The following is a 23974-nucleotide window of genomic DNA, read 5'->3' as shown; positions in this document are numbered from 1 at the left end:
CTTCAGGAGAAGAACGCGATTTTCTCGGCCTGGCTCATGCGGCGGATCGGCGCCAGCGAGTCCGCCGCCGCCTTTGGTCGCTGCAGGATGCCGTTTGCGATGATGGTCGAGCCGAGCGACGGCTCCGGGACAACCGGCGGGGCGGGCTCAGGCAGAAGTTGCATGGCCTGCAACGAGGATTGGGCCACCTGGGATGGCGGAGGCGTTGGCTCCGGAGCATGGGCGACGACGGGTTCGACCACCGGTGGCAAGGTCGTCGTCGTATATATCTCGTGCGCCTCAGCGACCGGTTCGGGCGGAAAATCGTCGAGCGGATCGGAGGCCGCCATTTCGATGGCGACCATCTCCAGCACAGCCTCATCATGTGCGTCGGCGGCTTCCGTGCTGATCTCCGGATCTTCCGGCTCCGCCACGGCGATATCGGTCGGTGCTTCCGCCTCGACCATCTCGACTGACGTATCCGGTTCGGCGATTACGGCTTCGTTGGTGGGTGCTTCGGCCGGCACTTCCGGTTCAACGAACGCAGTTTCGGCGCGGGGCTCGACTGCTACCGGCTCCACCTCCAGCTCGGCCGCTGCTGCGGACAGCTCGTTCGCACTAGCTGCAGCCGGTGCAACCGCTTCAGCGGCATCGTGGGGCGCATGATCGCTCTGGCCGACTTCATCGAGCTTGCGCCTGATGAGGTCGAACGCGGAGGTCACGGCCGCACGGGCGTCCGCCGCGCTGATTCGTGTGCAGCTCGTCTCGATTGCGGCAAGCTGGGAATCAATCAGATCGCAAATGCGGCTGTCCGCGCCGATCTCCCGCCAGCGCCAGGAGATCTCCTTGATGATGCGCGTTCCCTTATGGATGGGCGTCAGATGCTCGTCCAGCCGCAGGCCCGCAATGGCGGCCGATGCCGCCTCACTGGCCTGATCCACCGCGTTCCGGAGTGCAGCCACGGCCTCGGCAAGCCCGTCATTGCTCGCTCGCTCCTGCCGCTGCGCCGCCAAGGACTGCTCGATTCGCGCCACCGCATCGAGCACCATCGCCGTATCGGCGTTGCGGTTACGCTTGGCATATTCGCCGAGAAACCAACGCCCGCGTGAAGTCTCCATAAAGGCTTCCCGGATCGCATCGTAATCCGCCTCGCCCGGCTGGACCGGGCGGGCGGCGATCGGCGAGAGGGCGAATGCTTCATCGGCCATGGCAAACTCGTTCGCGCAAATCAGTGCGCGTTACTGTAACGATCACCACGATATCGACTGAATCGCAATTGAATTGATGCCGCCCGAATCACAAATCCCCACCGCAGCAGACAGAGCCGCCCGGCGATTCGCCGCGCGGCTGGCGTTATTTTATGGCGCATTGTTCGGCCTGACGGGCACCGAACTGCCGTTCTTCCCGGTATGGCTGAGAGCCGTCGGCATCGATCCGTGGTGGATCGGGATCATCAGCGCCGTTCCCGCCGTCACGCGATTCACGACGCTGCCATTTGTCACCAGCTTCGCCGAAAAGCGGCACGCACTGCGCGGAGCTTTGATCGTGACTGCCACGGCTTGCACCTTCGGCTTTGCGATCGTCGGAACGCAGCATCAGACGATAGCGGTTTTCCTCGCTTTCGTTGCAACCGCCTGCGCATGGACGCCGATGGTCCCGCTGACGGACGCTTACGCGCTGCGTGGCGTTGTCCGCTATGGCATCAATTACGGCCCAGTCCGACTATGGGGATCGGCGGCTTTCATTTTGGGCGCGCTCGCTTGCGGGCTCGTGATCGACGTCATCGATCCGCGCCGGCTGATCTGGATTATCGTCGCGGTGGCGGGGCTCGCCGCGCTGACCAGCCTTGCGCTGCAACCGCTGGACACCCCGCCTCAGGCTGCTGCAACCCATCCTCGCGACCATCGCTTGCTGCGTGATCTTGGATTTCTTGCCATTATCGTGGCCTCGGCCCTGATTCAAGGCAGCCATGCCGCCTACTACACCTTCTCCGCCATCACCTGGCAGGCGCACGGGCTTGGCGGCTTTACCATCGCGGCACTGTGGGCGTTGGGTGTGTTGGCCGAGATCGTCGTGTTTGCTGCCTCGCCGCGATTCACGCTTGCCCCCTCGATGCTGGTGACAATCGGCGCGCTCAGCGCGGTGGCGCGTTGGTCAATCACGGCTCAGGAGCCGCAACTCGCGCTGCTGGGACTGGTCCAACTCGCTCACGGCCTGACTTTCGGGCTGACTCAGGTTGGCACCATGGAGCTGCTGGTACGCCATGTGCCCGTGCACATGATGGCGAGAGGGCAGGGCTATTACACAGCCTGCAGCGGCATTCTCAGCTCATGCGCCTCGATCGTGTCCGGTGCGATTTATGCTCATTACGGCCAAGGCGTTTATTATCTGATGGCCGCCATGGCAGCCTCGGGTGCCATGCTGATGTGGCTTGCGCGGCATCGGCTAGCTCAGCCCCACAGCGCCGCATCCGGCGGGTAGACCAGACTGCCATCATAACGCAGACCATGATCGCGGTCGCGCGCCAGCAGCAGGGGTCCGTCGAGATCGACAAAGCGCGCCTGTGGCGTCAGCAGCATGGCCGGAGCCATCGACAGCGATGTCGCCACCATGCAGCCGACCATGATCTTAAAGCCGAGCGCTTGCGCGGCGTCGGCCAGCGCCACGGCTTCGGTGATGCCGCCGGTCTTGTCCAGCTTGATGTTCACGGCATCGTAGCGGTCGCGGAGAGCCTCCAGCGAGGTCCGATCATGTACGCTTTCATCGGCGCATACGGCGATCGGCCGGTGGATGCGCGCAAGCATCTCGTCCGCTCGCGCAGGGAGCGGCTGCTCGACCAGAGTGACGCCGGCCGCCGCGCAGGCTTGCAGGTTTGGCTCCAGCGTGGATGGCGTCCAGGCCTCGTTGGCATCGACGATCAGCTCGCAATTGGGTGCGGCCTTGCGCACCGCCGCGATTCGTTCAGGATCGCCTTCGCCGCCGAGTTTGACTTTCAGCAGGGGCCGATGCGCTGCCTTGGCGGTGGCCGCGGCCATCGCATCGGGCGTGGCCAGAGAGATCGTGTAGGCGGTCGTGCAGGCAATTGGCTGGCGTCGGCCGAGCAGAGTCCAGGCGCGCTGCGCGTTGCGCTTGGCATCCAGATCCAAAAGAGCGCAGTCCAGCGCGTTGCGAGCCGCGCCCGCCGGCATGGCCGTCTGCAAGACCTCGCGGGTAAGCCCGTGCGCAACCGCTTCACTCATGGACTCGATTGTCGCCAGTGTCGCCGCGGGAGTCTCACCGTAACGGGGATAGGGGACGCACTCGCCGCGCCCGGTCTGGCCTCCAAGGCTTATTTCCGCCACAACCGTCACGGCCTCTGTTTTCGCGCCGCGGCTGATGGTGAAAGAACCTGCGATGGGAAAGCGTTCGATTCGCGCGACCAGCGTTGGAGATTGAGCGGAAGTCATTTAAAACTATGATGAATTCTGAACCGCGCTGTTGCTCGGCGCGACTGACTATGGCTGGGAAAGGGCGCCTTCGACAAGGCGATATCGAAAGGGGACGTGGGACTTGGTCTATGGGTTCCATGCAGAACGGGGCGGGAGCACGATAATTTGAACGCAGACCCGACATTGCAGCGGATCGCGCGCGACAATGCGCTTGCCCTTCAGGCAGCCGGCTCTTGGACTGCCGGTTTTGCGCCCGTGCTGGAAACGATGGTTGCCGAGGCGGAAAAGCTCGCCGGCAGCCGCTCCAACATCTCCATCGACGTTTCGCAGGTTTCCAAGCTCGATACGTTCGGCGCCTGGTTGATCGAGCGGCTGCGCCGCAGCCTGACCCAAGGCGGCATGGAGGCGCAGATCGCCGGGCTTTCTGTCGATTATGCAAGCCTGGTCGAGGAAGTGCAGCGGGTGAAGTCGGCGCCGGCTGCCGAGATCACGCAGGTGACCATCTCAGGGATGCTCGCCCAGATCGGCCGCACCGTAGCCGGCATCGTGGGCACGATCGTCGGCCTTATCGACATGCTGGGCGCGGTGCTCGCCGCCAGCGCCCGTGTCCTCATCCACCCCAGGAGCTTTCGGCTGCCATCGACCGTGCATCACCTCGAACAGGTGTGTTGGCGCGCGGTGCCGATTATCGTGCTGATCACCTTTCTCATCGGCTGCATCATCGCGCAGCAGGGCATTTTCCATTTCCGAAGGTTCGGCGCTGACATCTTTGTCGTCGACATGCTCGGCGTTTTGGTGTTGCGCGAGATCGGCGTGCTGCTCGTGGCGATCATGGTCGCGGGCCGTTCGGGCAGCGCGTATACCGCCGAACTCGGCTCGATGAAGATGCGTGAGGAGATCGATGCGTTGCGCACCATGGGGTTCGATCCGATCGAGATCTTGATCCTGCCGCGGATGCTGGCGCTGATCATTGCGCTGCCGATCCTCACCTTCCTCGGCGCGATGGCAGCGCTCTATGGCGGCGGGCTCGTGGCCTGGCTCTATGGCGGTGTCGACCCCGAAGCGTTCCTGTTACGTCTGCGCGATTCAATCTCGATCAATCATTTCACCGTCGGTCTCGTCAAAGCCCCGGTCATGGCGGCCGTGATCGGCATCGTCGCCTGTGTCGAGGGCCTCGCCGTGCAGGGCAGCGCCGAATCGCTCGGCCAGCACACAACAGCCTCGGTGGTGAAGGGCATCTTCTTCGTGATCGTCATGGACGGCGTGTTCGCAATCTTCTTCGCCTCGATCGGGATGTGAGCATGGCGCAACCTGCTTCCAACGTGGTGCAAGCCCGGAGCGAGGACATCATCCGGGTCCGCGACATCACTGTGCAGTTCGGCAGCACGCGCGTACTCGACGGGCTCAATCTCGACGTCAAACGCGGCGAGATCCTGGGCTTCGTCGGTCCTTCCGGCGCCGGCAAATCCGTGCTGACCCGCACGATCATCGGGCTCGTGCCGAAAGTCAGCGGCAGCATCGAGGTGTTCGGCGTCGATCTTGATGGTGCCAGCAGTTCGGCGCGGCGTGCGGTCGAGCGGCGCTGGGGCATCCTGTTCCAACAGGGGGCGCTGTTCTCGTCGCTCACCGTGCGGCAGAACATTCAGTTTCCGGTCCGCGAATATCTGAAGGTCTCGCAACGGCTATTGGACGAGATCATGGTCGCCAAGCTCGGGATGGTCGGCTTGCGACCGGAAGTCGCCGATCGCTATCCATCCGAGCTTTCCGGCGGCATGATCAAGCGCGTGGCCCTGGCCCGCGCGCTCGCGCTTGATCCGGAACTGGTGTTTCTGGACGAGCCGACCTCCGGGCTCGACCCGATCGGCGCCGGTGATTTCGACGAACTGGTCCGTACGCTGCAGCGTACTTTGGGGTTGACCGTTTTCATGGTAACCCACGACTTGGACAGCCTCTACACAGCTTGTGACCGTATTGCCGTCTTAGGGAACGGCAAAATCATCGCCGCAGGGTCGATGGCTGACATGCAGGCTTCGCAGCATCCCTGGCTGCGGCAATATTTCCACGGCAAGCGCGCCCGCGCTGTGATGGGATAGTTTATCCGTGAGCGACCGGAGAAGGTATTGATGGAAACGCGGGCGAATTACGTCCTGATCGGATCGTTCACGCTGGCGGTGATTGCGGCGGCCTTCGGCTTCGTCCTTTGGTTCCAGGGCCTGCACACCACCAAGGCGCGCGCGCCGCTGCGTGTGATCTTTGAGGGTCCAGCGGCGGGCTTGCGCAACGGCGCCAGCGTTAATTTCAATGGTATCAGAGTAGGTGAGGTGGTCTCGGTCAAGCTCGACAATCCGCGCCGGGTCGTTGCGCTCGCGATGGTCGAGAACTCCGCCCCGATCCGGAAAGACACGCTCGTCGGCCTCGAGTTCCAGGGCCTCACAGGCGTCGCGGCGATCTCGCTGAAGGGAGGCGCGGAGGCGGCGCCTCCGGTGCCGCTCGATGAAGATGGCATTGCTGTCCTGACCGCCGATCCGAACCGGCTGCAGGACGTCACCGAGGCCATTCGCGGCACGCTGCAGAACATCAACAAGGTCGTCGCCGACAATCAGGAGGCGGTGAAGAACTCGCTGCAGAATCTGCAGACCTTCACCGCCTCGCTGGCGCGCAACTCCGAGCGGCTCGACAATGTGATGGCGCGGGTGGATGGCGTCATGGGCAAGGCGGACAACCTGATGCTCGGCCTCAATACCCTCGCCGGAGGCAAGGAGGGCGGCGAGCTCTATCAAACGGTGAAATCGATCCGCGAGGTTGCCGAGGATTTTGACAAGCGTTCCGGTGCGCTGATGATCGAAGGTCGCAAGACGCTTGCTGACATCAGCCGCGCGGTGAACAATTTTGACCGCAACCCGACCCGGGTCATTTTCGGCGCGAGTAGCAGCAGTAGCAGCAATGCACAAGCCTCTCAGCCGCCGCCGTCCGCCGCGGCGGCGAACGAGAGGCGGCGGCAATAGCGCCAGCGAATGTTGAGCGGCGAATAGCGGAAGAAGATCGAATCGGCTGTGGGGCTCGCCCACAAACAAAACGGCGGCCGAGAGGCCTCCGTTTCTATTCGGGGGGTCGCGAGTTCGCGATTTCCGCGCTCAGCCCAGCCGTCCCGCGGCGTGCGCGAGGAGGGTGTAGACCAGCCCGGTGTCCGAGGTGAGGTGGCCGCGCAGCGCCTGCGGATTGCGATCCTCGCGAGCTACGTCATCAAGCAGCCGCTCGAACTCGGCGATGTAACGGTCGACCGTCTGCTTGAAGCTGCGGTCGGCCCGATATTTGCGGGCAACCTCGTCGAACGCCTTCTGACCCGCCGGCGTATAGAGGCGCTTGGTGAACACCTTGCTCTCGCCGCGCTGGTAGCGATCCCACATATCGGCGGCGAGATTGCGGTCCATCAGGCGCCCGATGTCGAGCGACAGCGACTCCAACGGATTGCCGCCGCCACTTTGCTGGGGTTGCGGCGCACGGCTGCGCGGAATGTCGCGGCTGGGCGCTGCGGTATTGTCGGCGCGGTTCAGAAGCTCGGAGAGCCAGCCGTCGCGCCCCTGATCCGAGATCGCAGGGCTGACCGGCGGGGCCTCGGTGCGGCGCGAGGGGGTCATCCCAAGGTCCGGCGGCGGCAGCGTGGAGGCGCTTCCGGCATCGCGCATCCTCACCTCGCTTCGGCTGCCGGCGGCTGCAACCATCGGCTCGTCCTGCCGCTGCACTGTCGCGGGCCGGCTTTGGCTGACCACGTCGAGCCCGCGGCCGTGTTGAGCAACGATCCGATTGAGCTCCGCTAGAGCCTCGATCTGGTCGACGATCACCTTGCGCATCTGCGCGGTGCTCTCGGCAGCCTCCTGCGGCATCTCCAGCACGCCCCGTCGCAGCTCGTTGCGCGTGGCTTCGAGTTCGTTGTGCATCTCGGCCGCCATCTGCTTCATGCTGGCGACCAGGTTGGCGAATTTCTCCGCGGACTGCTTGAACATGGAGTCCGCTTCTTCCGTGGTCGTCCGGTAGATATCGTGCATGGCTTCGATGGTCTGGCGGTGCTCCTCTTCGGAGGCCTGGCGCACCGCCTCGAACTGCCGCGTGATAGCAGCCGAGCCCGCGCCGGCCGTCTCCGCCACCACTCGCGCGATGTCGCGCGCGCGCTCTTCGGCGGCCGCCAGTGATTCATCCAAAAGGCTGGTGAAGCGCGAGAGCCGCTGATCGAGGTCGGCGGTGCGCAGATCGATGGTCGTGACCAGCGATTCCAGCGTAGCCTTGCGTTCGGCGATAGAGCCTGTTGCGCTGCGGTTGCTTTGCTCGACCACCGCCGCGGCCTCCATCAACGCCCGCCCATGGGCGTCGAACTGGCTGGAGAGGGCGCCGAGGTCCTGCAGCGCTCTCGATGTCTTCTCGTTGAAGACGTTGAGCTGATCTTCCAGCGTCTGCGTCGCGGTGCCATTCTGCGCGGTGACGTCGTTCATGGCCGAGACGAAGTCGGCCACCCGCGTCACCAGCGCGCGCTCCAGCGAGTTGAGGTTGTCGTGGGCACCGGTCAGGACCTCCTGCAGCAGGATGTTGCCTTCGCGCAGCCGCTCGAACAGCGCGACCGTGTCGGTGCGCAGCATCTTGCTGGTTTCCTGCATCTCGCTCACGGCCGCGATCGAAACCTGGCGCGATTGATCGATCGCCGCCCGCGAGGCCTGTTCGAGGTCCTTCAGGGACTTGTTGAGCGCATTGGTCGCCAGCTCGCCAGCGGAGGTGATGGTGCGCGCAATCTCGGCGCCGTTGCCCATCACTGACTGCGAGAAGGAATGGCCGCGCGTCTCGATCGACTTCAACGCATCCGACGTGACGCGATCGATCTCGAGCGCAAGCTGATTGGTCTTGCCGGCAATGGCTTCGACCAGCAGGCCGCGCTTGGCGTCGATGATCTGCGACAGGCGATCGGACTGCTGCTGAACGTAGCTGACGATCTCGTCGGTCTTTCCGGTCATCACCGAACCGAAGGAAGCGCCGGCAGCAAGAACCGAACGCTCGATTTCCGCCGACGTCGACTTCATCCGCACGCTGACCTCGTTGGAAGCGGCGATGAGCGAGTTCTGCGCGTTCAGCGTGCTGGTCTGGATGCTGTCGGCACTGTTGGCCGTGGCCGCGCCTAGCACGCGCTCCATTTCCGAGGAAATGGCCTTGATCTGGGTTGCCGCATCCGCCGAGGTGGCCGTGAGCGAGCTCTGCGCCTCGCGGGCACTGTTGAGAATGGATGCCGCAGTTTCCGTGCCGACCGTGGAGAGGGTGCGCTCGACATCCACCGCGAGCGATTTGACGTGATCGGCGGCTTCCGAAGAGGCGTTGACCAGGATCGTCTGTGCTTCCCGTGCGCCGCCGGTGATGGCCTCGGCAGCGGTGGTTCCCACCACGGTCAGCGCACGCTGCACATCGGCCGTGAGCGTCTTGACGTGGTTGGCGGCCTCCGACGAGGCTGCGATAAGCGTCGCCTGGGCTTCGCGCGCGCTCGAGGAGATGGCTTCCGCGGTGCTCGTTCCCGCCGTGCTCAGCGAGCGCTGGACATCGGCCGTCAAAGCCTTGACGTGGTTGGTAGCTTCCGACGAGGCGGTGATCAGCGCGGAATGCGCCTCGCGCGCGCTCGTTGAGATGGCCTCTGCGGTGGTGGTTCCCGCCGCCGTAAGCGAGCGCTGGACGTCGGCGGTGAGCGATTTGACGTGATTGGCGGCGTCCGCGGAGCTGGTGACGAGCGTGGTCTGCGCCTCGCGTGCCCCGGCGAGAATGGTCGCTGCGGTCGTCGAGCCCGCCGCGGACAGCGTCCGCTCGATATCCATCGACAGCGTCTTGATCTGGTTCGCGGCGTCGCCCGAAGCTGTGACCAAGGTCGATTGCGCCTCGCGTGCGCTGCTGAGGATCGAGGTCGCGGCCCCGGTGCCGATCGCGGTCAGCGCCCGTTCGACCTCGGAGGAGGTCAGTTTCAGTTGGGCTCCGACGTCGGAGGAAACCGTGAGCAGCGATTGCTGGGCGGCGCGGGCGCCGGTCTGGATCGTCTCGCTGGTATTGACTACGAGATTGGTCAGCGAGCGCTCGGCATCCTCGACATGTGACTTGATGCTGGTGGACAGCATCTCCGCGCGCGCCGTCAGCTCCTCGCTTGCGTGACGGCCGCTGGTCTCGATCCGGCCGGCCACGGCCTCGACGCGTGAACCGAGCAGATCTTCGAACTGCGCCACGCGCATGTCGATGTCGCCCGCGATCGCACCGACCCTGGTCTCGATGGCATCACGGATTTCCTGGAAGCGTGCGCCTACCGTGTCGGTGAGCTGCGCGCTGCGGCCGTCGATCGTTTCGGAGATGCTGTTGATCCGCCGGTCGATGGCTTCGATCGCCTGCGCCGTTCCGGAGGTCAGCGAGGAGGTGAGGTTGCTCAGGCGGGAGTCGATCGAATAAATCACCTGGGCGGCGCCGTCGGTCATCGACGAGGACAGCAGGCCGATGCGGCTGTCTATGGTCTCGGTCACGGATTGCGCGCGCGAATCGAAGGACTGCTCGAGCAGCTTCAGGCGTCCGTCGACGGTGACATCGAACGATTTGATCTTGCTGTCCAGCGACCTGTCGAAGCTCGTGAACTTGGCGTCGAGCGAGCCGTCGAGCTGCGCAATCTTGCCGTCCAAAGACGTATCGAAGTGGGTGATCTTGTTGTCGAGCCAGTTGTGGAGGCTTGCAACACGGCTCTCGATGCCGGTCTCGAACTGCGTCAGGCGCTGATCCATGGCAGCGGTGATCTCGCCGCCGCTGGAACTCACGCGTGTGTCGAGATTATCGACATAGTTCTTGAGCGATTCGGAAATGTCCTGCGTACGCTGGCCGATGCGTTCGACGATCTCGCCGCCGAAGGTTTTGACCGTGCGGTCGAACTCGGAGATGTGACGCGTGATCAGCGCGCCCAGCGCGCCGCTATCCCGAGCGAATTTCTCCGCGAGCTCCGCGCCCTGGTTCTTCATCAGCTCGTCGAACGCGCTCATCTGCAGCGAGAGGCTATCATGCGCGCTCTCGCTCTGGCTCACCACCTTGGCAACCAGCGCATTGACGGTGGCGTCGAGTGCTTCGCTTGCCTTTTCGCCGCTGGAGACGACATGGCCCGCGAGTCGCTGGCCGGCATCGTCGATCTTGCTCACCAGATCGCTGCTGCGCAGTTCCAGTTCCAGAAGCAGGGAGTCGCCGGAGTTCTTCAGCGAATCGTGAACCTGCTCGGTACGTTCCGAGATGCCGTCGATCACGGCGGACGAGCGTTGCTCGAACTCGGCCGCAATGCGGTCGATCCGCTCGTTCAGCATGTCGTGGACGCGGTCGGCAAGGTCGACGAACTCGTCGTGCACGTGGCCGGTCTTGAAATTCAGGCTGGTGGTGAGCCGCTCGCTCGCGTCGAGCACCGCGCGCGTTGTTTCCGCGCTTGCTTCCTCGAGCCGGTCGAGCAGGTCGCCGCCGCGCTCGCCGAGCGCCAGGATCATGTTGTCGCCGGCATTGCTCAGCGCTGCCGTAATGTGCGCGCCCCGTTCCTCCAGCGCGCCGGTGATGCTCTTGGCGACCTCGTCGACGCGCGCGGCGATGGCATCCGAGATCAGCGCGATGTCGTGGCGCAAATCGATCTGCACGCCGGAGATGGCGCTGCGCACCTGCTCGGCCTGGCCGACCAGATTGTCACGCTGATGCGCGATGTCCTGCAACAGCGCGCGAATGCGCACTTCATTGTCGCTGTAGGCGCGCTCGAGCGCGGCGACTTCATTGGCGACGAGAGTCTCCAACTCGCCGGCGCGCGCGATCGCGCGCTCGATGCCATCGCCCATGGCGGCGACTTCGCGGCGAATGGCCTGGCCGACGGTGACCATGGAGTCGCTCGTCGTGCCCTCAGGTTCTGAGAAGCGGATCGCGACCTGCGCCATGGATTGCGCGATCATCCGCAGTTCCTGGCCGCGCCAGGCAAGGGTCGCGAGGAAATAGACCAACAGGACAGGCGCAAAGAACAGGGCCGCGAGTCCCGCCAGAATCAATACCCCGGTGGAGCCCTGGCCGATCGCGGCATGCAGCGAGGGCAGGAAGCTGAACGTCAACAATCCGCAGCCGACGACCCAGACACTCGCGAATATGGTGGCGAGCGTGTAGGCGCTGCGCCCGGGCCGGCCCTTCTGGATGGCCTGCAGGATCTGCCCGATGGTCTCGCGGTCGTCATTGGCCGGACGGCGGGGCTGGCGCACCTCCTCCATCGGCTCGAAGGCCGCTCGGTCGGTGCTTGGGCGCGGGTCGAGGCCGCCCTCGGGGAAGGGGGGCGCCCCCGCCTGGACCGCTTGGTCCGCCTCGGTGCGGGCGGGGGCGCGTGAATCGTCCGGTTTGTCGGTATCGTTAATATTTAAGGCTTCCTGAATGGCAGAAAGCGCGACTTCGGTGGGGTCTTTGACCTTCTTGGGGTTGTTTGCCATGTTCAGTCTGAGCCCTCATCTACTGGACGCGTCCGGCGAGCCTGCTTAAGCGCCCCTTGCAAGCCCCCGGGACGGTAATACGCTTCGCGCGGCACCAAAGCGCGGCCGGCGGCCGGCTTGTCCACTGTGTTGGGCGCGCATCCTATTGGCTGAGCGAGGCGAAAGAAATGGCCGTGATTAATACAATCTTAATCATCGTTAACAGCAATTAGCCATAACTTCCTAAAGGTCTTCGGACTTCCTAACACCCCCAAGGCGGATTGCGGCGGCTTTTGGTCAAAACCGGGGCAGTCGCGGGGCGCGTGGCGAAACCCACAGTTAACGATTGCCATGTTTGGCTTTCGCCAAGTCCGTTCCGGGCGGGGACCGGGCGGATCTTGTTCGAGGCCCATCATGCCGCTTTCGCCGCCGCGGATCGACCAGATCCCATCCCCGCCGCTCGCGCCCAGCGACGATCCGATCGACGTCGCGCATCTTAAGCGGATGACGCTCTCCGATGCGGGGCTCGAGCGCGAGGTGCTTGCGATGTTCTTGCAGCAGACCGCGCAACTGCTGACCAGGCTGGCCACACGGCCCGCGGACGCTGCCGCGCTCGCGCATACGCTGAAAGGTTCGGCGCGCGCGATCGGCGCGTGTCGTGTCGCCGCTTGCGCGGCGGCCCTGGAGGCGGCGATCCGAACCGGCGACGACCCGGCCCAACCGCTGACCGCACTCGACCATGCGGTCGCAGAGGCGCGCGCCTCGATCGAGGCGATTTTAGCGTCCTCCTCGGCTAGCGCGGACCGGAACGACCCGTTATAGGACTGCCCGGACCTCATTGACCCCTGGCAGCACGAGCAATCATGGCCAAGATTACCTTTGTCGACCATAACGGCGAGAAACGCACTGTCGAAATCGAGAACGGCGCAACCGTGATGGAGGCGGCCATCCGCAACGGCATCCCGGGGATCGAAGCCGAATGCGGCGGCGCCTGCGCCTGCGCGACCTGCCATGTCTATGTCGACGAAGCCTGGCGCGAGAAGGTCGGTCCGCCCTCGCCGATGGAAGAGGACATGCTGGATTTCGGCTTCGACGTGCGGCCGAACTCGCGCCTGTCCTGCCAGATCAAGGTCAGCGATGAGATCGACGGGCTCGTCGTGACGACGCCGGAGCGGCAGGCCTAACACGACGGCTAGAGCTCCGGCTGCACGATCTCGACGCCGCGCCGCAGCCAGGGCTGAAAATTCCTGACGATCCCCGCCGTCAGCGGCGTCGGCTTGCGCGTCTTCTCGTCGATCAGCACCGTCACGGCCTGCGCCGAGGCGACGCATTTGCCTTCGCTGAACACCACCTGGTCGAAAGTCACGGAGGTGCGGCCGAATTTTGCAACCCCAAGCCCAAGCTCGATCCGGTTCGGCCAGCGCAGCTCGGCGCGAAAGTGGATGTCGAGCCGGACCATGATCCAGGCGAGCCCGTCCGGCATCAGACCGTAGGAGCGGTCCTTCATCAGTGTGACGCGGCCGGTTTCGAAATAGGTGGCATAGACCGCATTGTTGACGTGCTGGTTGGGGTCGAGATCGGCGAAACGCACATTGTCGGTCAGCCGATAGGGGAAATCCTCCAGGCGAGGCGTCGAATCGAGGCGGCTTGGCGCGTTCACTTCATTGATCTCCGTCATTTTGCGGCTCTTACAGCCGAGTTATCCAACCCCAGCAAGTGGGTTGCCGGCAGGCGGGGACGGCATTTATGCCTTTCCTGGGAGGCGGGTGTTGGCTAGACAATCGAGGCTCCAACCTTCCCGATAAGCCTGCCCGGCATCCATTCCGAGCGCGGCCCAACCGAAAAGAAGCGATATGAGCGACGCGATCAAAACCGATGTCCTGATCATTGGCGCGGGTCCTTGCGGACTGTTCGCCGTGTTCGAACTGGGCCTCCTCGACATGAAGGCGCACCTCATCGACATTCTCGACAAGGTCGGCGGGCAGTGCGCCGAGCTCTATCCGGAGAAGCCGATCTACGACGTCCCCGGCATCCCCTTCGTCACGGGGCAGGGGCTCACCGATGCGTTGATGGAGCAGATCAAGCCGTTCCATCCGACCTTCCATCTCGGCGAGATGGTGGAGAAGGTCGAGAAGATCGGCGATCCCGCTTTCCGCGTCACTACCGATGCCGGCAAGGTGTTCGAGTGCAAGGTGATCGCGGTCGCGGCCGGCGGCGGCTCGTTCCAGCCGAAGCGTCCGCCGGTGCCGGGCATCGAGGCCTATGAGGGCACCTCGGTGTTCTATTCGGTGCGCAAGATGGAGCAGTTTCGCGACAAGGATATCCTGATCGTCGGCGGCGGCGACTCCGCGCTGGACTGGACGCTCAATCTGCATCCGATCGCGAAACGCATCACGCTGTTGCACCGGCGCGATGAATTCCGCGCGGCGCCGCACAGCGTCGAGCAGATGCGCGCGCTCGTTGCTGCGGGCAAGATGCAGCTCAAGATCGGCCAGGTGACTGCGCTGCAAGGCGACGGCGGCAGGCTTGCCGGCGCCACCATCAAGGGCAACGACAACTCGGTCGAACAGATTGCTTGCGATACCATGCTGCCGTTCTTCGGCCTGACCATGAAGCTCGGCCCGGTTGCCGATTGGGGGCTCGAGCTCGAGAACAATCTCATTCCGGTCGAGACCTCGGCCTTCGAAACCAGCGTGCCCGGCATTTTCGCCATCGGCGACATCAACACCTATCCGGGCAAGCTGAAGCTGATCCTTTGCGGCTTCCACGAGGGCGCGCTGATGGCGCAGAAGGCCCACCGCTACGTGTTTCCGGACAAGCGGCTGGTGTTCCAATACACCACCTCGTCGTCGAGCCTGCAGAAGAAGCTCGGCGTGGGCTGAATCCAACCGAATTCTGATGCGCTGCTCGCACATTACATCATCGAAAGGTTCCGGCGCGGCACTGGAACCCTCCTCGAAATGGCCGTAGTCTGCGACCATTGAAGGCCGCCGCTTCAATTTGTGGATTGGTCAAGGTGAGACGATGATGATGCGTAACGTGCTCTCCACATCTCGACTGCTGCTGGCGTCCGCTTTTGCGCTCGCCATGCTCGCCGCCGGCGCCTTCCCGGCTCAGGCGGAGCCTACCGCTGCCGGCCTGTGGCAGAAGATCGAAAACGGCAAGCCCGTGATCTACGTTCTCTTCGTTGACCATAACGGCGTCTTCGAAGGCGTGATCGCGAAGGCGTTCCCGAAGCCGGGCGCCGAGGTGCATGAGACCTGCTCCAAATGCACCGATGATCGCAAGAACGCGCCGGTGCTCGGGATCTCCTTCATCCGCGACATGAAGCGCAATGGCCTCAAATATGAGAACGGCAACGTGCTCGATCCGCGCGACGGCAGTATCTATCACGCCAAGATGACCTTGAGTCCCGACGGCCAGGAACTCACCATGCGCGGCTATCTCGGCATTGAGCTGTTTGGCAAGGACGAGACCTGGTACCGCCTGCCTGACACGGCGATGGCGCAGATCGATCCCGCCATTATCGCGAAATATCTGCCGGCCCAGGCGACCGCCGCGATGAAGCCGCCGGCAGTCGCGGTCGGAAAGAAGATGGCGCCGACGCATTAGCGGTTACGATTCCGATCAGGCTTGGAACAATCTGGTCATTGCGGCGCCTGTTGAGCCTCATGGTTTGAGACGGCACGTTGCGCCCCCTCACCATGAGGATTTGATAGCACGCCGCGGATGACGACCTCATCCTGAGAGCGGCGCCGTCGGGACTGCGTCTCGAAGGATGACCACGTGAGAATGTCGACACGACCTCTTGTTCTCGCGACGCCTCGCGCCCGAGCTTTGCCAGAAACATGTCCCTCCAAGAAATAGAGGGCGCAGGGAAGACCGGGTGCCCGCTGCACCCACGGCCCACGCGCAAAAAGAGTTGCGCGAGGCGCGCGTTGACCACAGGTACAGGCGGATACATCCCGGCCTTCCCTGCGCAGTGGCTTTACGGCTTACTTCGGGCTCTCCTCGGTGAACCAGGCTTGATTGCCACCGTCGGTTCGCGTGATGCTTGACCGCATCGTCGCGACCTTAGCGCCTGCATGGGNGCGCCAGGACCACACGACTTCGCCGTCCGCAAAGGATGCTGCACGTCTCTCAGCACCGTCGCGGCCACCGCATTCCGCTCCACGTTCGTGACGACGCGTAACGCCCCTCATGTCGGCGCGGAACGGCCGGGAGTAATCATCAATTTCTGAAAAAAACGAAAGAAGAATATTTTGGCTCGCAGATCTGGACAGGCCAAATCAGCTTGAAGCGGCTCACGAAATCAGTTTTTGCGCGCAAGCGCTTTAAAGGCGTTTTGAGCCGCGCGAGTGATGTACCGCAGAGACAATTGAACAGATTCGCCCGGCGGGCAAAAGCACTTGGCGCGGCGCAAACGCCGACTTGCCGAGGCATCCAGACACTCCTGCCATTCCGCCGGGGCGATGCGAAGCATCGAACTATGGTGCGCAATTGCGCACCTGAGAATCTCGAGATTCCGGGTTGGCCTCTTCGAGGCACCCCGGAATGACCGTGTCAAGCAACGCGGATGGCCGGGACCCGCCTACGCTAAGGCTTCGGCGGGTGCGGCGAGCCCGGCCATGAGGAGTTGAGAGTAGCTGCGCCTTACTGCGACAGCTTCACGAAGTCCGGGAACTTTAGCTTTCCTTCCGCGATCGCCTTCGGCCAGACCGTGACCTGCTTCTCGCTCTGCCACTGGAAGACGAGACCCGTCACGTAGCCCGGGCCCGACTTGATGCCATGGGTGAACTCGTCGTCCTTGCCGTAGAATGCGATGCGGCCGATGGTGCCTTCGAAATTGGTCTTCTCCATCTCCGCCACCACCTTGTCGGGATCGGTGGAGCCGGCGCGCTGAATCGCTTCGGCGATGATGTAGACGTCGTCGTAAGCCGTGTAGCCGGTATAGGCCGGCGGCGTGCCGAACTTCGCCTTGAAGGCCGCTGCAAACGGCTTTGTCTTGGGGGTCACCGCGACATCAGGCGTCGCGACCGCGAGCGACGGCACGCCTTCGGCTGCGCCATTGGTGTCCTTCCAGAAGGTCGGGCTCAGCGCCTGCGCGCTGATGCCGAACATCGGGACCGGCACCTGCTGGTTCTTCCATTGCACGGTGGGCTGCACGCCGACATGCGAGATGCCGGTGACGATCACATCCGGCTTCTTGTTCTCGATGTTGTTGAAGATCGGCGTGAAGTCGGTGGTGTCGGGCGAGAAGCGGACGTGCTCGACCACCTTCAGTCCCGCCTTCGGCAGGCAGGCCTCGTAACCGATGTCGAGCGGCTTGGTCCAGGCCGCGTCCTCGCTCATGATCGCGGCGCTCTTGAATTTGAGATTATCGACCAAAAGATCCTTGGCCGCATCGCACACCAATTGCGCCTGCGCCGCCGACGTCAAATAACCGTGAAAAACGTATTTGTACTTGTCGTAATCATTATGGATCGCCTTGGTGATTTCGTTGGATGCGGCGCCCGGCGTGATCAGCGGCAGCTTCAGCCGCGCCGACCAGGGCTCCAACGCGAGCACCACCTCGCTGATGTAGCTCGCGATGACGGCGCTCACCTTGTCCTCATTGGCGGCGCGCTGAAAGGCGCGCACGGAATCTGCCGAGGACGAGTGATTGTCGTAAGTCACGATCTCGATCTTGCGCCCCAAGATGCCGCCCTTGGCGTTGATCTCGTCGGCGGCGATCTGCGCGCCGCCGGGTGTGGCCGCGCCGGCGATCGACTGCACTTCGGCAATCACGCCGATCTTGATCGGCTCGCCGGACTGGGCATGAGCGGGGGCCGCAAGCCAAATCGCGGTGGCGGCAAGCAGGCCGGAACTGAGCCGCGCCATGCGGGTGGATCGATTCATCGGTTTCTCCCTTGACGATTTTTCTTTTGTAAGTTCGCGGCCCGACAATGAACCGTGCCGCACCGCAAGCCTACGCCGCGCGGGCGCGGTTTGGGAAGCCGTCCATTTGCCAATGTCCGGTTGCGGGCCATGCGTGGAATGCGTCCATCCGCGAGTGCGGCCTGTGGCTTCGCTTCGGCGTGGTTGTTTATGGAAAGGGCCGATGAAATCCGCCTTTGTCTCCACGGTGAGGGGGGAAGGAATGCAACAGCTCAGAGCTCGCTTGCCGCGGCGCCGGATGAATACGCGGTCCCGTGGTGACCTGTGCTTCACGCGTATCTCTTCGCATTGCGGAGTCGATGATGAACAACCGTTCATGGAACGGCTCTGGCCGCCGCTCGTTGATCATTGTCTCATCCTTAAGGAGGAGAACTGACATGAAATCTTTGATCATCGCACTTTCGGCGGCTGCGCTCATCACCGCATCGCCTGCCGCCCTTGCAATGGGGACGTCGGGCAAGACGGCGCACCAGATGCACGCCAAGAGCGCCAAGAGGGCACATACGGGCGCGTCGACGCAAGCCAAGGGAATGGGGCAACAGGGCGCTCCCCAGCCGGGTCAGACCACTGGCTCAAGCACGAAGAAAGGCTACTAGCTCGCGCTTTCAGACGTCTGATACTGACAGCCGCCGCTCAAGCGGCGGTATTTTTTATGCCGCCAGTTCTTCTTGTCTGCCGATCGAGCTTGGTTGCCGCGATGGCCCTCGGGGCGTCGCTTCGTCAGGTGAGTTCGCGGCCAGAACCGACCCAACAACATCCGGAGCTACCGCTGCACCGGCGCGATTGCGACCGGGGCCGCCGGCTCCGAGACCACGTCCGGCACGACGGCGTCGAGCTGCAGCGCGCTAGCGGCTGCGGGCAGGGCGGCATCGGCCATGGCGGCGTGACCTTCGGCCGAGGGATGGACGGCGCCGCCATAGACCGCCGACAACACGCCCCAGGTCGCGTCATGGATGTCGGACGGCTGCATCGATGACGGCAACCCCTGAGGGAACGTCATGGCCGCGAAGTAGCTGTCGTCGGCATCACGAATCCAGCGCGCGCGGGGCAGGTAGGCGCGATACTCCGCAGCGCTATGGCCGCACAGCATCGGCTGGTTCGGAGCGGTGACGATATCGGGATCGAAACTCTCGCCCTTGGGCGAAAAGCAGGCGCGATCGAAAGCTGGATCGCTGTCGCTGCGCGCGCAGAAGCCGTGATCGGCGAAGGCGGCCTGATGCGCATCCACGAAGGTCATGCGGTCGGCGGCGGGATCACGGCAGAGCACGCCCGACTGGCAGGTGGCGAGCGCCTTGAGCTGCGGCAGGAATTCATTTTGCACATAGGCGGAGACATCGGCGAGCCGCTGCGGATCGGCGTTGAAGGAGGGGTGAATGTCGAAACCGGCGCGGCCGCCAGGGCAAGGCGTGCCGCCCTGAGCCAGTGCCGGATTGGCATAGGCGGTATAGATGACATGCGAGAGATCGCCGACCAGGGGCTTGAGCGCGTCGCGAAGTTTCGCAAACCCGCGCGGCAGGTCGCTCGCCAGTGCCGAGCGCGAGTCGTCGATGCTCGCCATCACGCCGATGCGGCGAAACAGCTCGCGCTCCGTTGCGGTGTCGACGATCACATCCGCGACCAGGCCGGAGAAGTAGATATCGTTGGCGCCGATCGAGAGCAGCACCAGGTCGAGCTTGCGATCGGACTGGCGGCGTTGGGCGGCGCTGAGCGCCTCGCGCAATTCCGCGATCTGGCCATTGATGCCGGTCTGGCAGGTGGCGGTCGAGCGGTTCGGCGGACATTCCCGGGCGCGTTGGCTGCCGAACAGGCCGTTGGCAATGGTCGCACCGGTGCAGGCGAGCGGCAGGTAGGTCACCGCGATGTGCGGGTATTGCACGGCGAGCGCCAGCGCGGTGCGGGTCTGGTAGCTGTAGAGCGAGCGATGGCAGGCCGGGTTGAACCAGAGCGCGGCGTGCCGCTGCCAATTCGAGAGCGTGTCGGGCGCCTCGCAGGCGCGCCCGCCTTTGTAGCCGGCTCGGCTCGGCCGGTAATATTGCTGTCCCGCCGTGCCAAGATAGTAGCGGAAGCAGAAGCCTTCGTCGGCGAGCGTAACGGGGCGGTCCGGATTGCCCTCGCCGGACGCGATGCTGTCGCCGAGGCCGGCGATCAGGATATCGCGCACCTTGATCACGGTGGAGACGCGCTGGGGGGCGTCCTGCCCGCTGGCGACGTCCACGGTCGCCACCGTCTGGGGGCCATAGCGGACGCGGAGATTGACCGGCTCGGCGCAGTCGAAAGTCGATTGCTGCGGGCCGTCGCCGTCATCGAATGACCAGGCGCAGGTGGCGCCGACCGGCACCGTGCCGGTGAGGCGGACCGTGATCGCATGATCGATCGGCGTGAGATAGCTTTCCTTGACGTTGTCGCGCGTGCAGGGCTCGCTGACACGACCCAATTGGTCGATGCAGAGCCGGTTCACCATGTTGCGCGCCCAGCCGCGGCCATCGCTCTGCAGCTCGAGCGCATCTTCGGAAGCGAGAATGCTGCGGTCACGCAGCGCCTCGGCATGAAGCTGGAAATCGCGCTCCTCGCGGAACAGGCGGAAGCGGTTGCGCACCTCCCAAGAGATCTGCATCGGGGCGTCGGTGACCAGCCCCTGCGCCCGTAGCTGCGGCACGGGCGAAAGTGCCAACGCACCCATGATCACCGCCCCAGTGAGGATGGCGCGAAGGAGAAAACGAAGCATGGCGCGTTTAATGGTACAGTTGGGGCGGAAATAAGAGCTCCGTCCAACTCCAGGTTGACGTGAGTGTCAGCCCCGCAAATTCAGCCGCTTGACCCGCTGCGGCACCGGGGCCGCGGTCCTGGCGGAAGGAGCGGATGGCGGCGGCCTTGAAGTGGAGGATGCCGACGTCCCGTTCAGCCTGCGCCGTTCCTGCCAAGGCACCACCACGTTCATCCAGAGCTCGCGCGCTCCCATTATCGAAATCGCGGTGCCGAAGGGAATCACGAAATAGAGAACACGAAACACCAGCAGGGTCGCCAGGAGCTGTTCCCGGCCGAATTGCGGCAGCGCGACCAGCATCGCGGCGTCAAACACGCCGATGCTGCCGGGCGCATGGCTGGCGAAGCCGAGCAGGGTGGCCAGAATGAACACCACGGCGAGCGACAGGAAGTCGATATGCGGCTGCGCCGGCATCAACAGATACATCGCGGTGGCGCAGAAGGTGAGGTCGACGACGCCGATCAGAATCTGCACGAGGGTGAGCCGGGCCGACGGCAATATGACTTTCCAGCCGTTTTGCCCGAGCTCGCGCCGGTTCTCGCCAAGTGCCAGCCAGCCGAGATAGGCGAAGATGGCGAGGACGCCGCCGACGCCGATCAGCCGATTGACCGCTTCCGGCAACTGGTCCATGGCGGAGGCGGCGGATGGATGCAGCACCATGCCAATGCCGAGGACGAAGACATTGCCGAGCCAGAAGGTCAGACCGGACAGGAAGCAGATCTTGGCAACGTCGATCGCGTTCAGTCCGTAATCCGAGTAGATCCGGAAGCGGATCGCGCCGCCGGTGAAGACCGTGGCGCCGATATTGTGGCCGATCGAGTAGCTCGTGAAGCTGGAAAGCGCCGCGATCCGATACGGCACGTGCTTCTTGCCAATCGTTCGCAATGCAAAAAAGTCATAGAAGGTCAGCGTACAGAACGCCCCGATCACGCACAGCGCCGCAAGGGCGATGTGGCCGCTCGGTATCTCCGTCAGGGCCGTCAGGATCACGGCGGCGTCGACGCCTTTTAGCGTCCGGACCAGGGTCGTGATCGCAAAGGCAATGATGAAGAGGCTTGCCGCGATCCCGAGCCGTTTCCAGCCGATCCATTTCTTGAAACCGTGCCCCAGCGCGGTCAGCAGTCCTTGCATTCATCCTCCCGGCAGGGCGGCAAAAGTCGGTTACCACCACTCGAAACCATCAGTCGAAGGGGATTAGTTCCCTTAAGACAAAAAGTGCGTCTTGTGCAGCCCTTGACAACGGCAGGTTCGCTCTCCGCTGCTCAAGTCAACCAAGCCTGGTAAATATGTCCTCAGTAGGAAGTGTCGAGGCTGGCCGCGTCGAGGCGTCACAGGCAGGCACGTTATACCCTTACTTCTCCACATTCCGAACCCCGGCTTCTTTGGCCGTTCCCCGGAACATCCGCACGATCCGTCGGTTAGCGCAAGGTCACCGAGAACAAGAACATCAAAGCGCGCGGGAGGGAGCGCGAGAGGCGTTGCGCGCGAATGTTCGCAGACAAACAGAAGGATCCGCGCAATGGGATTGTTTACCCGAGACATCAAGACCATGAACGACCTGTTCGTGCACCAGCTGCAGGACATCTATTATGCCGAACAGCAGCTCGTGAACGCGCTGCCGAAAATGGCGGAAAAAGCAACGGAACAGCAGCTCAAGCAAGGCTTTCTGACCCATCTCGATGAGACCAAAGGGCATGTGAAGCGGCTCGAGCAGGTGTTCCAGATGATCGGTATCCAGGTGAAGGGGATCGATTGTCCTGCGATCGACGGCATCATCAAGGAGGCCAACGAAACTGCCGGCGAAGTCGCCGACAAAGCGGTGCTGGATGCCGCGCTGATCAACGCCGCGCAAGCGGCCGAGCACTACGAGATCTCGCGCTATGGCAGCCTGATCGCCTGGGCCAAGCAGCTTGGCCGCAACGATTGCGCCAGCATTCTGGTGAAGACGCTGGACGAGGAGAAGGCAACCGACAAGAAGCTGACGTCGCTGGCCGAAGGCAAGGTCAACCTGCGCGCCGCGAGCTGATCTCTCGGTAAAGATACGGATTGAGACAAAACGTCGCGCAGGGCTCCTGCGCGGCGTCTTTCGTCTGTCACGAGCCGATTTGTTCTGATCGAAGCGATGATCGCGGTCATTCGCTGGGCCGATAGCGCCACCCGAAATAGAGCGCCGTCAGCGCAAAAATGCCGATCATCGCGGCAAAGGCGAGGCTGGCGGCGGTCGATCCGGCGAACGTCGAGATGACGCCGATGCCGATGACCGGCAGTGCGTTGCCCGCGAAGCCGCAGATGAAATAGCTCGAGACGATTTCGGCGCGCCGGTCTTGCGGAGCGATCTGGTTCGCCACTTGCAGGCTGCCCCGATAGCCGAGGCCCGCGGTCACGGCACACACCGCGGTGGCGAAGATGAGGACCGGCATCGATCGCTCGAGCTGCGCGGCGACCAGTACGCCGACGCTTGGCAGCATCAGTGCGAGCGCTGTCAGCATCGCGATTCGGCTGGAGAGCGATTGCGTCGTGACGATCGTGCAGGCAACGACCACCGCGAGCTCCAGAAAGACCGCGCCGGCAACCGCGTGATTGCTCACCTGCAGGTGCTCGGCGAGAAGTGTGGGCGCCAACGCGGCGTAGAAGCCGACAAGCGCCATCGCACCGAACCCGGTGACCGCAGGTGCGACGAATTGGGCGCGTATCTCGGGCGGCGCTGAAACGCGCGGCCGGATTGATATATCCCGTATCGATCGCGCCGGTCGGGTGACGGTCTCGGGCGGAAGCCACAGCAGCGCCGCGATCGCAACGAGCGCCACCAGATACACCACATAGGGCAATTGCAGGGGCCATGGGGCATATTCGGCCAGCAGTCCGGCGAGGAGTGCACCGATGCCAAGGCCAGTGAAGTTCGCGCTGGTTGCAATCACGGTGGCGCGGGACTTGCTCTCCTCTCCGATCAGCTCTGCGAGCCAGGCGGTTCCGGTTCCGGCGCCGATGCCGATCGCAAGGCCGCTCAGGATCCGCCCAATATAGAGTGAGCCAATGCCGCGCGCGAACAGGAACACCAGCGCGCCGACGATCGCAAGCCCCATGCCGGCTATAGCCATCGGCCGGCGGCCGACCCGGTCGGAGAGGTGCCCGAACAGCAGCAGCGCGCCCAGGTTTCCGATCACATAGGCGGCGTAAATCAGCGTAAGCGAGATTTGCGAGAAGCCGAAGGCCTGCTTGTACATCACGTACAGCGGCGTGACGACGGTGCTGCCGGCGAACAACGCGCCGATCATGGCGGCGACCATTGTGATAGCTGCCGAGCGGCCAACTCCGATTCCTGCATGCGAGCGCGCGATGCGAGAAGTGTCAGCGGATGTCATCAGGTTTCTCCGCGGCTGGGCGAACCACATGCACAGAAC

18 protein-coding genes are annotated in these 23974 nt (G+C 63.7%); 10 read left to right on the top strand and 8 right to left on the bottom strand.

Annotation, left to right across the window (positions count from 1 at the left end):
* Positions 1 to 2: 2 nt before the first annotated feature.
* Positions 3 to 1187, bottom strand: a complete 1185-nt coding sequence (locus F758_RS0125160) for a hypothetical protein (protein ID WP_024510475.1) — start codon at positions 1185 to 1187, stop codon at positions 3 to 5.
* 76 nt (positions 1188 to 1263) lie between these two features.
* Between F758_RS0125160 and F758_RS0125155 the strand changes: the two genes are divergently transcribed.
* Entirely contained in the window at positions 1264 to 2460 is a 1197-nt protein-coding gene (locus F758_RS0125155) for an MFS transporter (protein WP_024510474.1), read from the top strand.
* On the opposite strand, the gene dgcA is transcribed toward F758_RS0125155, so the two are convergent.
* Positions 2430 to 3425 (bottom strand): N-acetyl-D-Glu racemase DgcA, encoded by a 996-nt coding sequence (dgcA, locus tag F758_RS0125150; protein WP_024510473.1) that lies wholly within the window; start codon positions 3423 to 3425, stop codon positions 2430 to 2432. The genes F758_RS0125155 and dgcA overlap by 31 nt on opposite strands.
* A gap of 147 nt (positions 3426 to 3572) precedes the next feature.
* Between dgcA and F758_RS0125145 the strand changes: the two genes are divergently transcribed.
* Genes F758_RS0125145 through F758_RS0125135 form a run of 3 tightly spaced genes read left to right on the top strand, consistent with a single transcriptional unit; the run spans position 3573 to position 6412 of the window.
* Positions 3573 to 4706 carry an MlaE family ABC transporter permease gene (locus tag F758_RS0125145; RefSeq protein ID WP_024510472.1) on the top strand — a complete coding sequence of 378 codons (1134 nt, stop codon included), beginning with the start codon at positions 3573 to 3575 and terminating at the stop codon, positions 4704 to 4706.
* A 2-nt stretch (positions 4707 to 4708) separates the two neighbouring features.
* On the top strand, positions 4709 to 5500 hold the full coding sequence (locus F758_RS0125140) for an ABC transporter ATP-binding protein (RefSeq protein WP_051387038.1): 792 nt from the start codon (positions 4709 to 4711) through the stop codon (positions 5498 to 5500).
* A 30-nt stretch (positions 5501 to 5530) separates the two neighbouring features.
* Positions 5531 to 6412 carry an MlaD family protein gene (locus tag F758_RS0125135; protein WP_024510470.1) on the top strand — a complete coding sequence of 294 codons (882 nt, stop codon included), beginning with the start codon at positions 5531 to 5533 and terminating at the stop codon, positions 6410 to 6412.
* A 129-nt stretch (positions 6413 to 6541) separates the two neighbouring features.
* Here F758_RS0125135 and F758_RS0125130 read toward each other — a convergent pair whose 3' ends face one another.
* Positions 6542 to 11893 (bottom strand): apolipoprotein A-IV repeat region-like domain-containing protein, encoded by a 5352-nt coding sequence (locus F758_RS0125130; RefSeq protein WP_024510469.1) that lies wholly within the window; start codon positions 11891 to 11893, stop codon positions 6542 to 6544.
* Positions 11894 to 12286: 393 nt separating this feature from the next.
* Between F758_RS0125130 and F758_RS0125125 the strand changes: the two genes are divergently transcribed.
* Together F758_RS0125125 and F758_RS0125120 are read left to right on the top strand one after the other, a co-directional pair.
* Positions 12287 to 12694, top strand: coding sequence for an Hpt domain-containing protein (locus tag F758_RS0125125; RefSeq protein WP_024510468.1), 408 nt, complete (start codon positions 12287 to 12289; stop codon positions 12692 to 12694).
* A 41-nt stretch (positions 12695 to 12735) separates the two neighbouring features.
* Positions 12736 to 13056 carry a 2Fe-2S iron-sulfur cluster-binding protein gene (locus tag F758_RS0125120; RefSeq protein ID WP_024510467.1) on the top strand — a complete coding sequence of 107 codons (321 nt, stop codon included), beginning with the start codon at positions 12736 to 12738 and terminating at the stop codon, positions 13054 to 13056.
* 8 nt (positions 13057 to 13064) lie between these two features.
* On the opposite strand, the gene F758_RS0125115 is transcribed toward F758_RS0125120, so the two are convergent.
* Positions 13065 to 13532 (bottom strand): acyl-CoA thioesterase, encoded by a 468-nt coding sequence (locus F758_RS0125115; protein ID WP_024510466.1) that lies wholly within the window; start codon positions 13530 to 13532, stop codon positions 13065 to 13067.
* Between the two features lie 193 nt (positions 13533 to 13725).
* On the opposite strand from F758_RS0125115, the gene F758_RS0125110 reads away from it, so the two are divergent.
* Positions 13726 to 14754 carry an NAD(P)/FAD-dependent oxidoreductase gene (locus tag F758_RS0125110; protein ID WP_024510465.1) on the top strand — a complete coding sequence of 343 codons (1029 nt, stop codon included), beginning with the start codon at positions 13726 to 13728 and terminating at the stop codon, positions 14752 to 14754.
* Between the two features lie 148 nt (positions 14755 to 14902).
* The gene (locus F758_RS0125105; RefSeq protein WP_024510464.1) at positions 14903 to 15484 is read left to right on the top strand and encodes a DUF2147 domain-containing protein; all 582 of its coding nucleotides are present in this window, start codon (positions 14903 to 14905) and stop codon (positions 15482 to 15484) included.
* 1041 nt (positions 15485 to 16525) lie between these two features.
* Here F758_RS0125105 and F758_RS0125100 read toward each other — a convergent pair.
* Positions 16526 to 17770: an ABC transporter substrate-binding protein gene (locus F758_RS0125100; RefSeq protein ID WP_024510463.1), complete on the bottom strand. Its 1245-nt coding sequence runs from the start codon at positions 17768 to 17770 to the stop codon at positions 16526 to 16528.
* A gap of 416 nt (positions 17771 to 18186) precedes the next feature.
* Here F758_RS0125100 and F758_RS0125095 point away from each other — a divergent pair, with 416 nt between their 5' ends.
* Positions 18187 to 18405, top strand: coding sequence for a hypothetical protein (locus F758_RS0125095; RefSeq protein ID WP_024510462.1), 219 nt, complete (start codon positions 18187 to 18189; stop codon positions 18403 to 18405).
* Between the two features lie 167 nt (positions 18406 to 18572).
* On the opposite strand, the gene F758_RS0125090 is transcribed toward F758_RS0125095, so the two are convergent.
* On the bottom strand, positions 18573 to 20534 hold the full coding sequence (locus tag F758_RS0125090) for an SGNH/GDSL hydrolase family protein (RefSeq protein ID WP_024510461.1): 1962 nt from the start codon (positions 20532 to 20534) through the stop codon (positions 18573 to 18575).
* A gap of 66 nt (positions 20535 to 20600) precedes the next feature.
* Complete coding sequence (locus F758_RS0125085) at positions 20601 to 21704, bottom strand: lysylphosphatidylglycerol synthase transmembrane domain-containing protein (RefSeq protein WP_024510460.1); 1104 nt, start codon at positions 21702 to 21704, stop codon at positions 20601 to 20603.
* A gap of 388 nt (positions 21705 to 22092) precedes the next feature.
* Here F758_RS0125085 and F758_RS0125080 point away from each other — a divergent pair, with 388 nt between their 5' ends.
* Positions 22093 to 22599 (top strand): YciE/YciF ferroxidase family protein, encoded by a 507-nt coding sequence (locus F758_RS0125080; RefSeq protein WP_024510459.1) that lies wholly within the window; start codon positions 22093 to 22095, stop codon positions 22597 to 22599.
* A 106-nt stretch (positions 22600 to 22705) separates the two neighbouring features.
* Here the strand turns inward: F758_RS0125080 and F758_RS0125075 are convergent, their stop codons facing one another.
* Positions 22706 to 23935, bottom strand: a complete 1230-nt coding sequence (locus tag F758_RS0125075) for an MFS transporter (RefSeq protein WP_024510458.1) — start codon at positions 23933 to 23935, stop codon at positions 22706 to 22708.
* Positions 23936 to 23974: the final 39 nt, after the last annotated feature.

Source organism: Bradyrhizobium sp. ARR65 (assembly GCF_000472385.1).
Taxonomy (GTDB): domain Bacteria; phylum Pseudomonadota; class Alphaproteobacteria; order Rhizobiales; family Xanthobacteraceae; genus Bradyrhizobium.
The sequence above is the reverse complement of the archived record's forward strand: the minus strand, read 5'-3'. Positions and strand labels throughout refer to the sequence as shown.

Excerpts from the sequence above, each read along its gene's own strand:
- F758_RS0125160 (WP_024510475.1), bottom strand. The coding sequence starts at position 1,187 with ATGGCCGATGAAGCATTCGCCCTCTCGCCGATCGCCGCCCGCCCGGTC.
- F758_RS0125155 (WP_024510474.1), top strand. The coding sequence starts at position 1,264 with ATGCCGCCCGAATCACAAATCCCCACCGCAGCAGACAGAGCCGCCCGG.
- F758_RS0125090 (WP_024510461.1), bottom strand. The coding sequence starts at position 20,534 with ATGCTTCGTTTTCTCCTTCGCGCCATCCTCACTGGGGCGGTGATCATG.
- dgcA (WP_024510473.1), bottom strand. The coding sequence starts at position 3,425 with ATGACTTCCGCTCAATCTCCAACGCTGGTCGCGCGAATCGAACGCTTT.
- F758_RS0125135 (WP_024510470.1), top strand. The coding sequence starts at position 5,531 with ATGGAAACGCGGGCGAATTACGTCCTGATCGGATCGTTCACGCTGGCG.
- F758_RS0125120 (WP_024510467.1), top strand. The coding sequence starts at position 12,736 with ATGGCCAAGATTACCTTTGTCGACCATAACGGCGAGAAACGCACTGTC.
- F758_RS0125075 (WP_024510458.1), bottom strand. The coding sequence starts at position 23,935 with ATGACATCCGCTGACACTTCTCGCATCGCGCGCTCGCATGCAGGAATC.
- F758_RS0125110 (WP_024510465.1), top strand. The coding sequence starts at position 13,726 with ATGAGCGACGCGATCAAAACCGATGTCCTGATCATTGGCGCGGGTCCT.
- F758_RS0125100 (WP_024510463.1), bottom strand. The coding sequence starts at position 17,770 with ATGAATCGATCCACCCGCATGGCGCGGCTCAGTTCCGGCCTGCTTGCC.
- F758_RS0125095 (WP_024510462.1), top strand. The coding sequence starts at position 18,187 with ATGAAATCTTTGATCATCGCACTTTCGGCGGCTGCGCTCATCACCGCA.
- F758_RS0125140 (WP_051387038.1), top strand. The coding sequence starts at position 4,709 with ATGGCGCAACCTGCTTCCAACGTGGTGCAAGCCCGGAGCGAGGACATC.
- F758_RS0125125 (WP_024510468.1), top strand. The coding sequence starts at position 12,287 with ATGCCGCTTTCGCCGCCGCGGATCGACCAGATCCCATCCCCGCCGCTC.
- F758_RS0125085 (WP_024510460.1), bottom strand. The coding sequence starts at position 21,704 with ATGCAAGGACTGCTGACCGCGCTGGGGCACGGTTTCAAGAAATGGATC.
- F758_RS0125080 (WP_024510459.1), top strand. The coding sequence starts at position 22,093 with ATGGGATTGTTTACCCGAGACATCAAGACCATGAACGACCTGTTCGTG.
- F758_RS0125130 (WP_024510469.1), bottom strand. The coding sequence starts at position 11,893 with ATGGCAAACAACCCCAAGAAGGTCAAAGACCCCACCGAAGTCGCGCTT.
- F758_RS0125105 (WP_024510464.1), top strand. The coding sequence starts at position 14,903 with ATGCGTAACGTGCTCTCCACATCTCGACTGCTGCTGGCGTCCGCTTTT.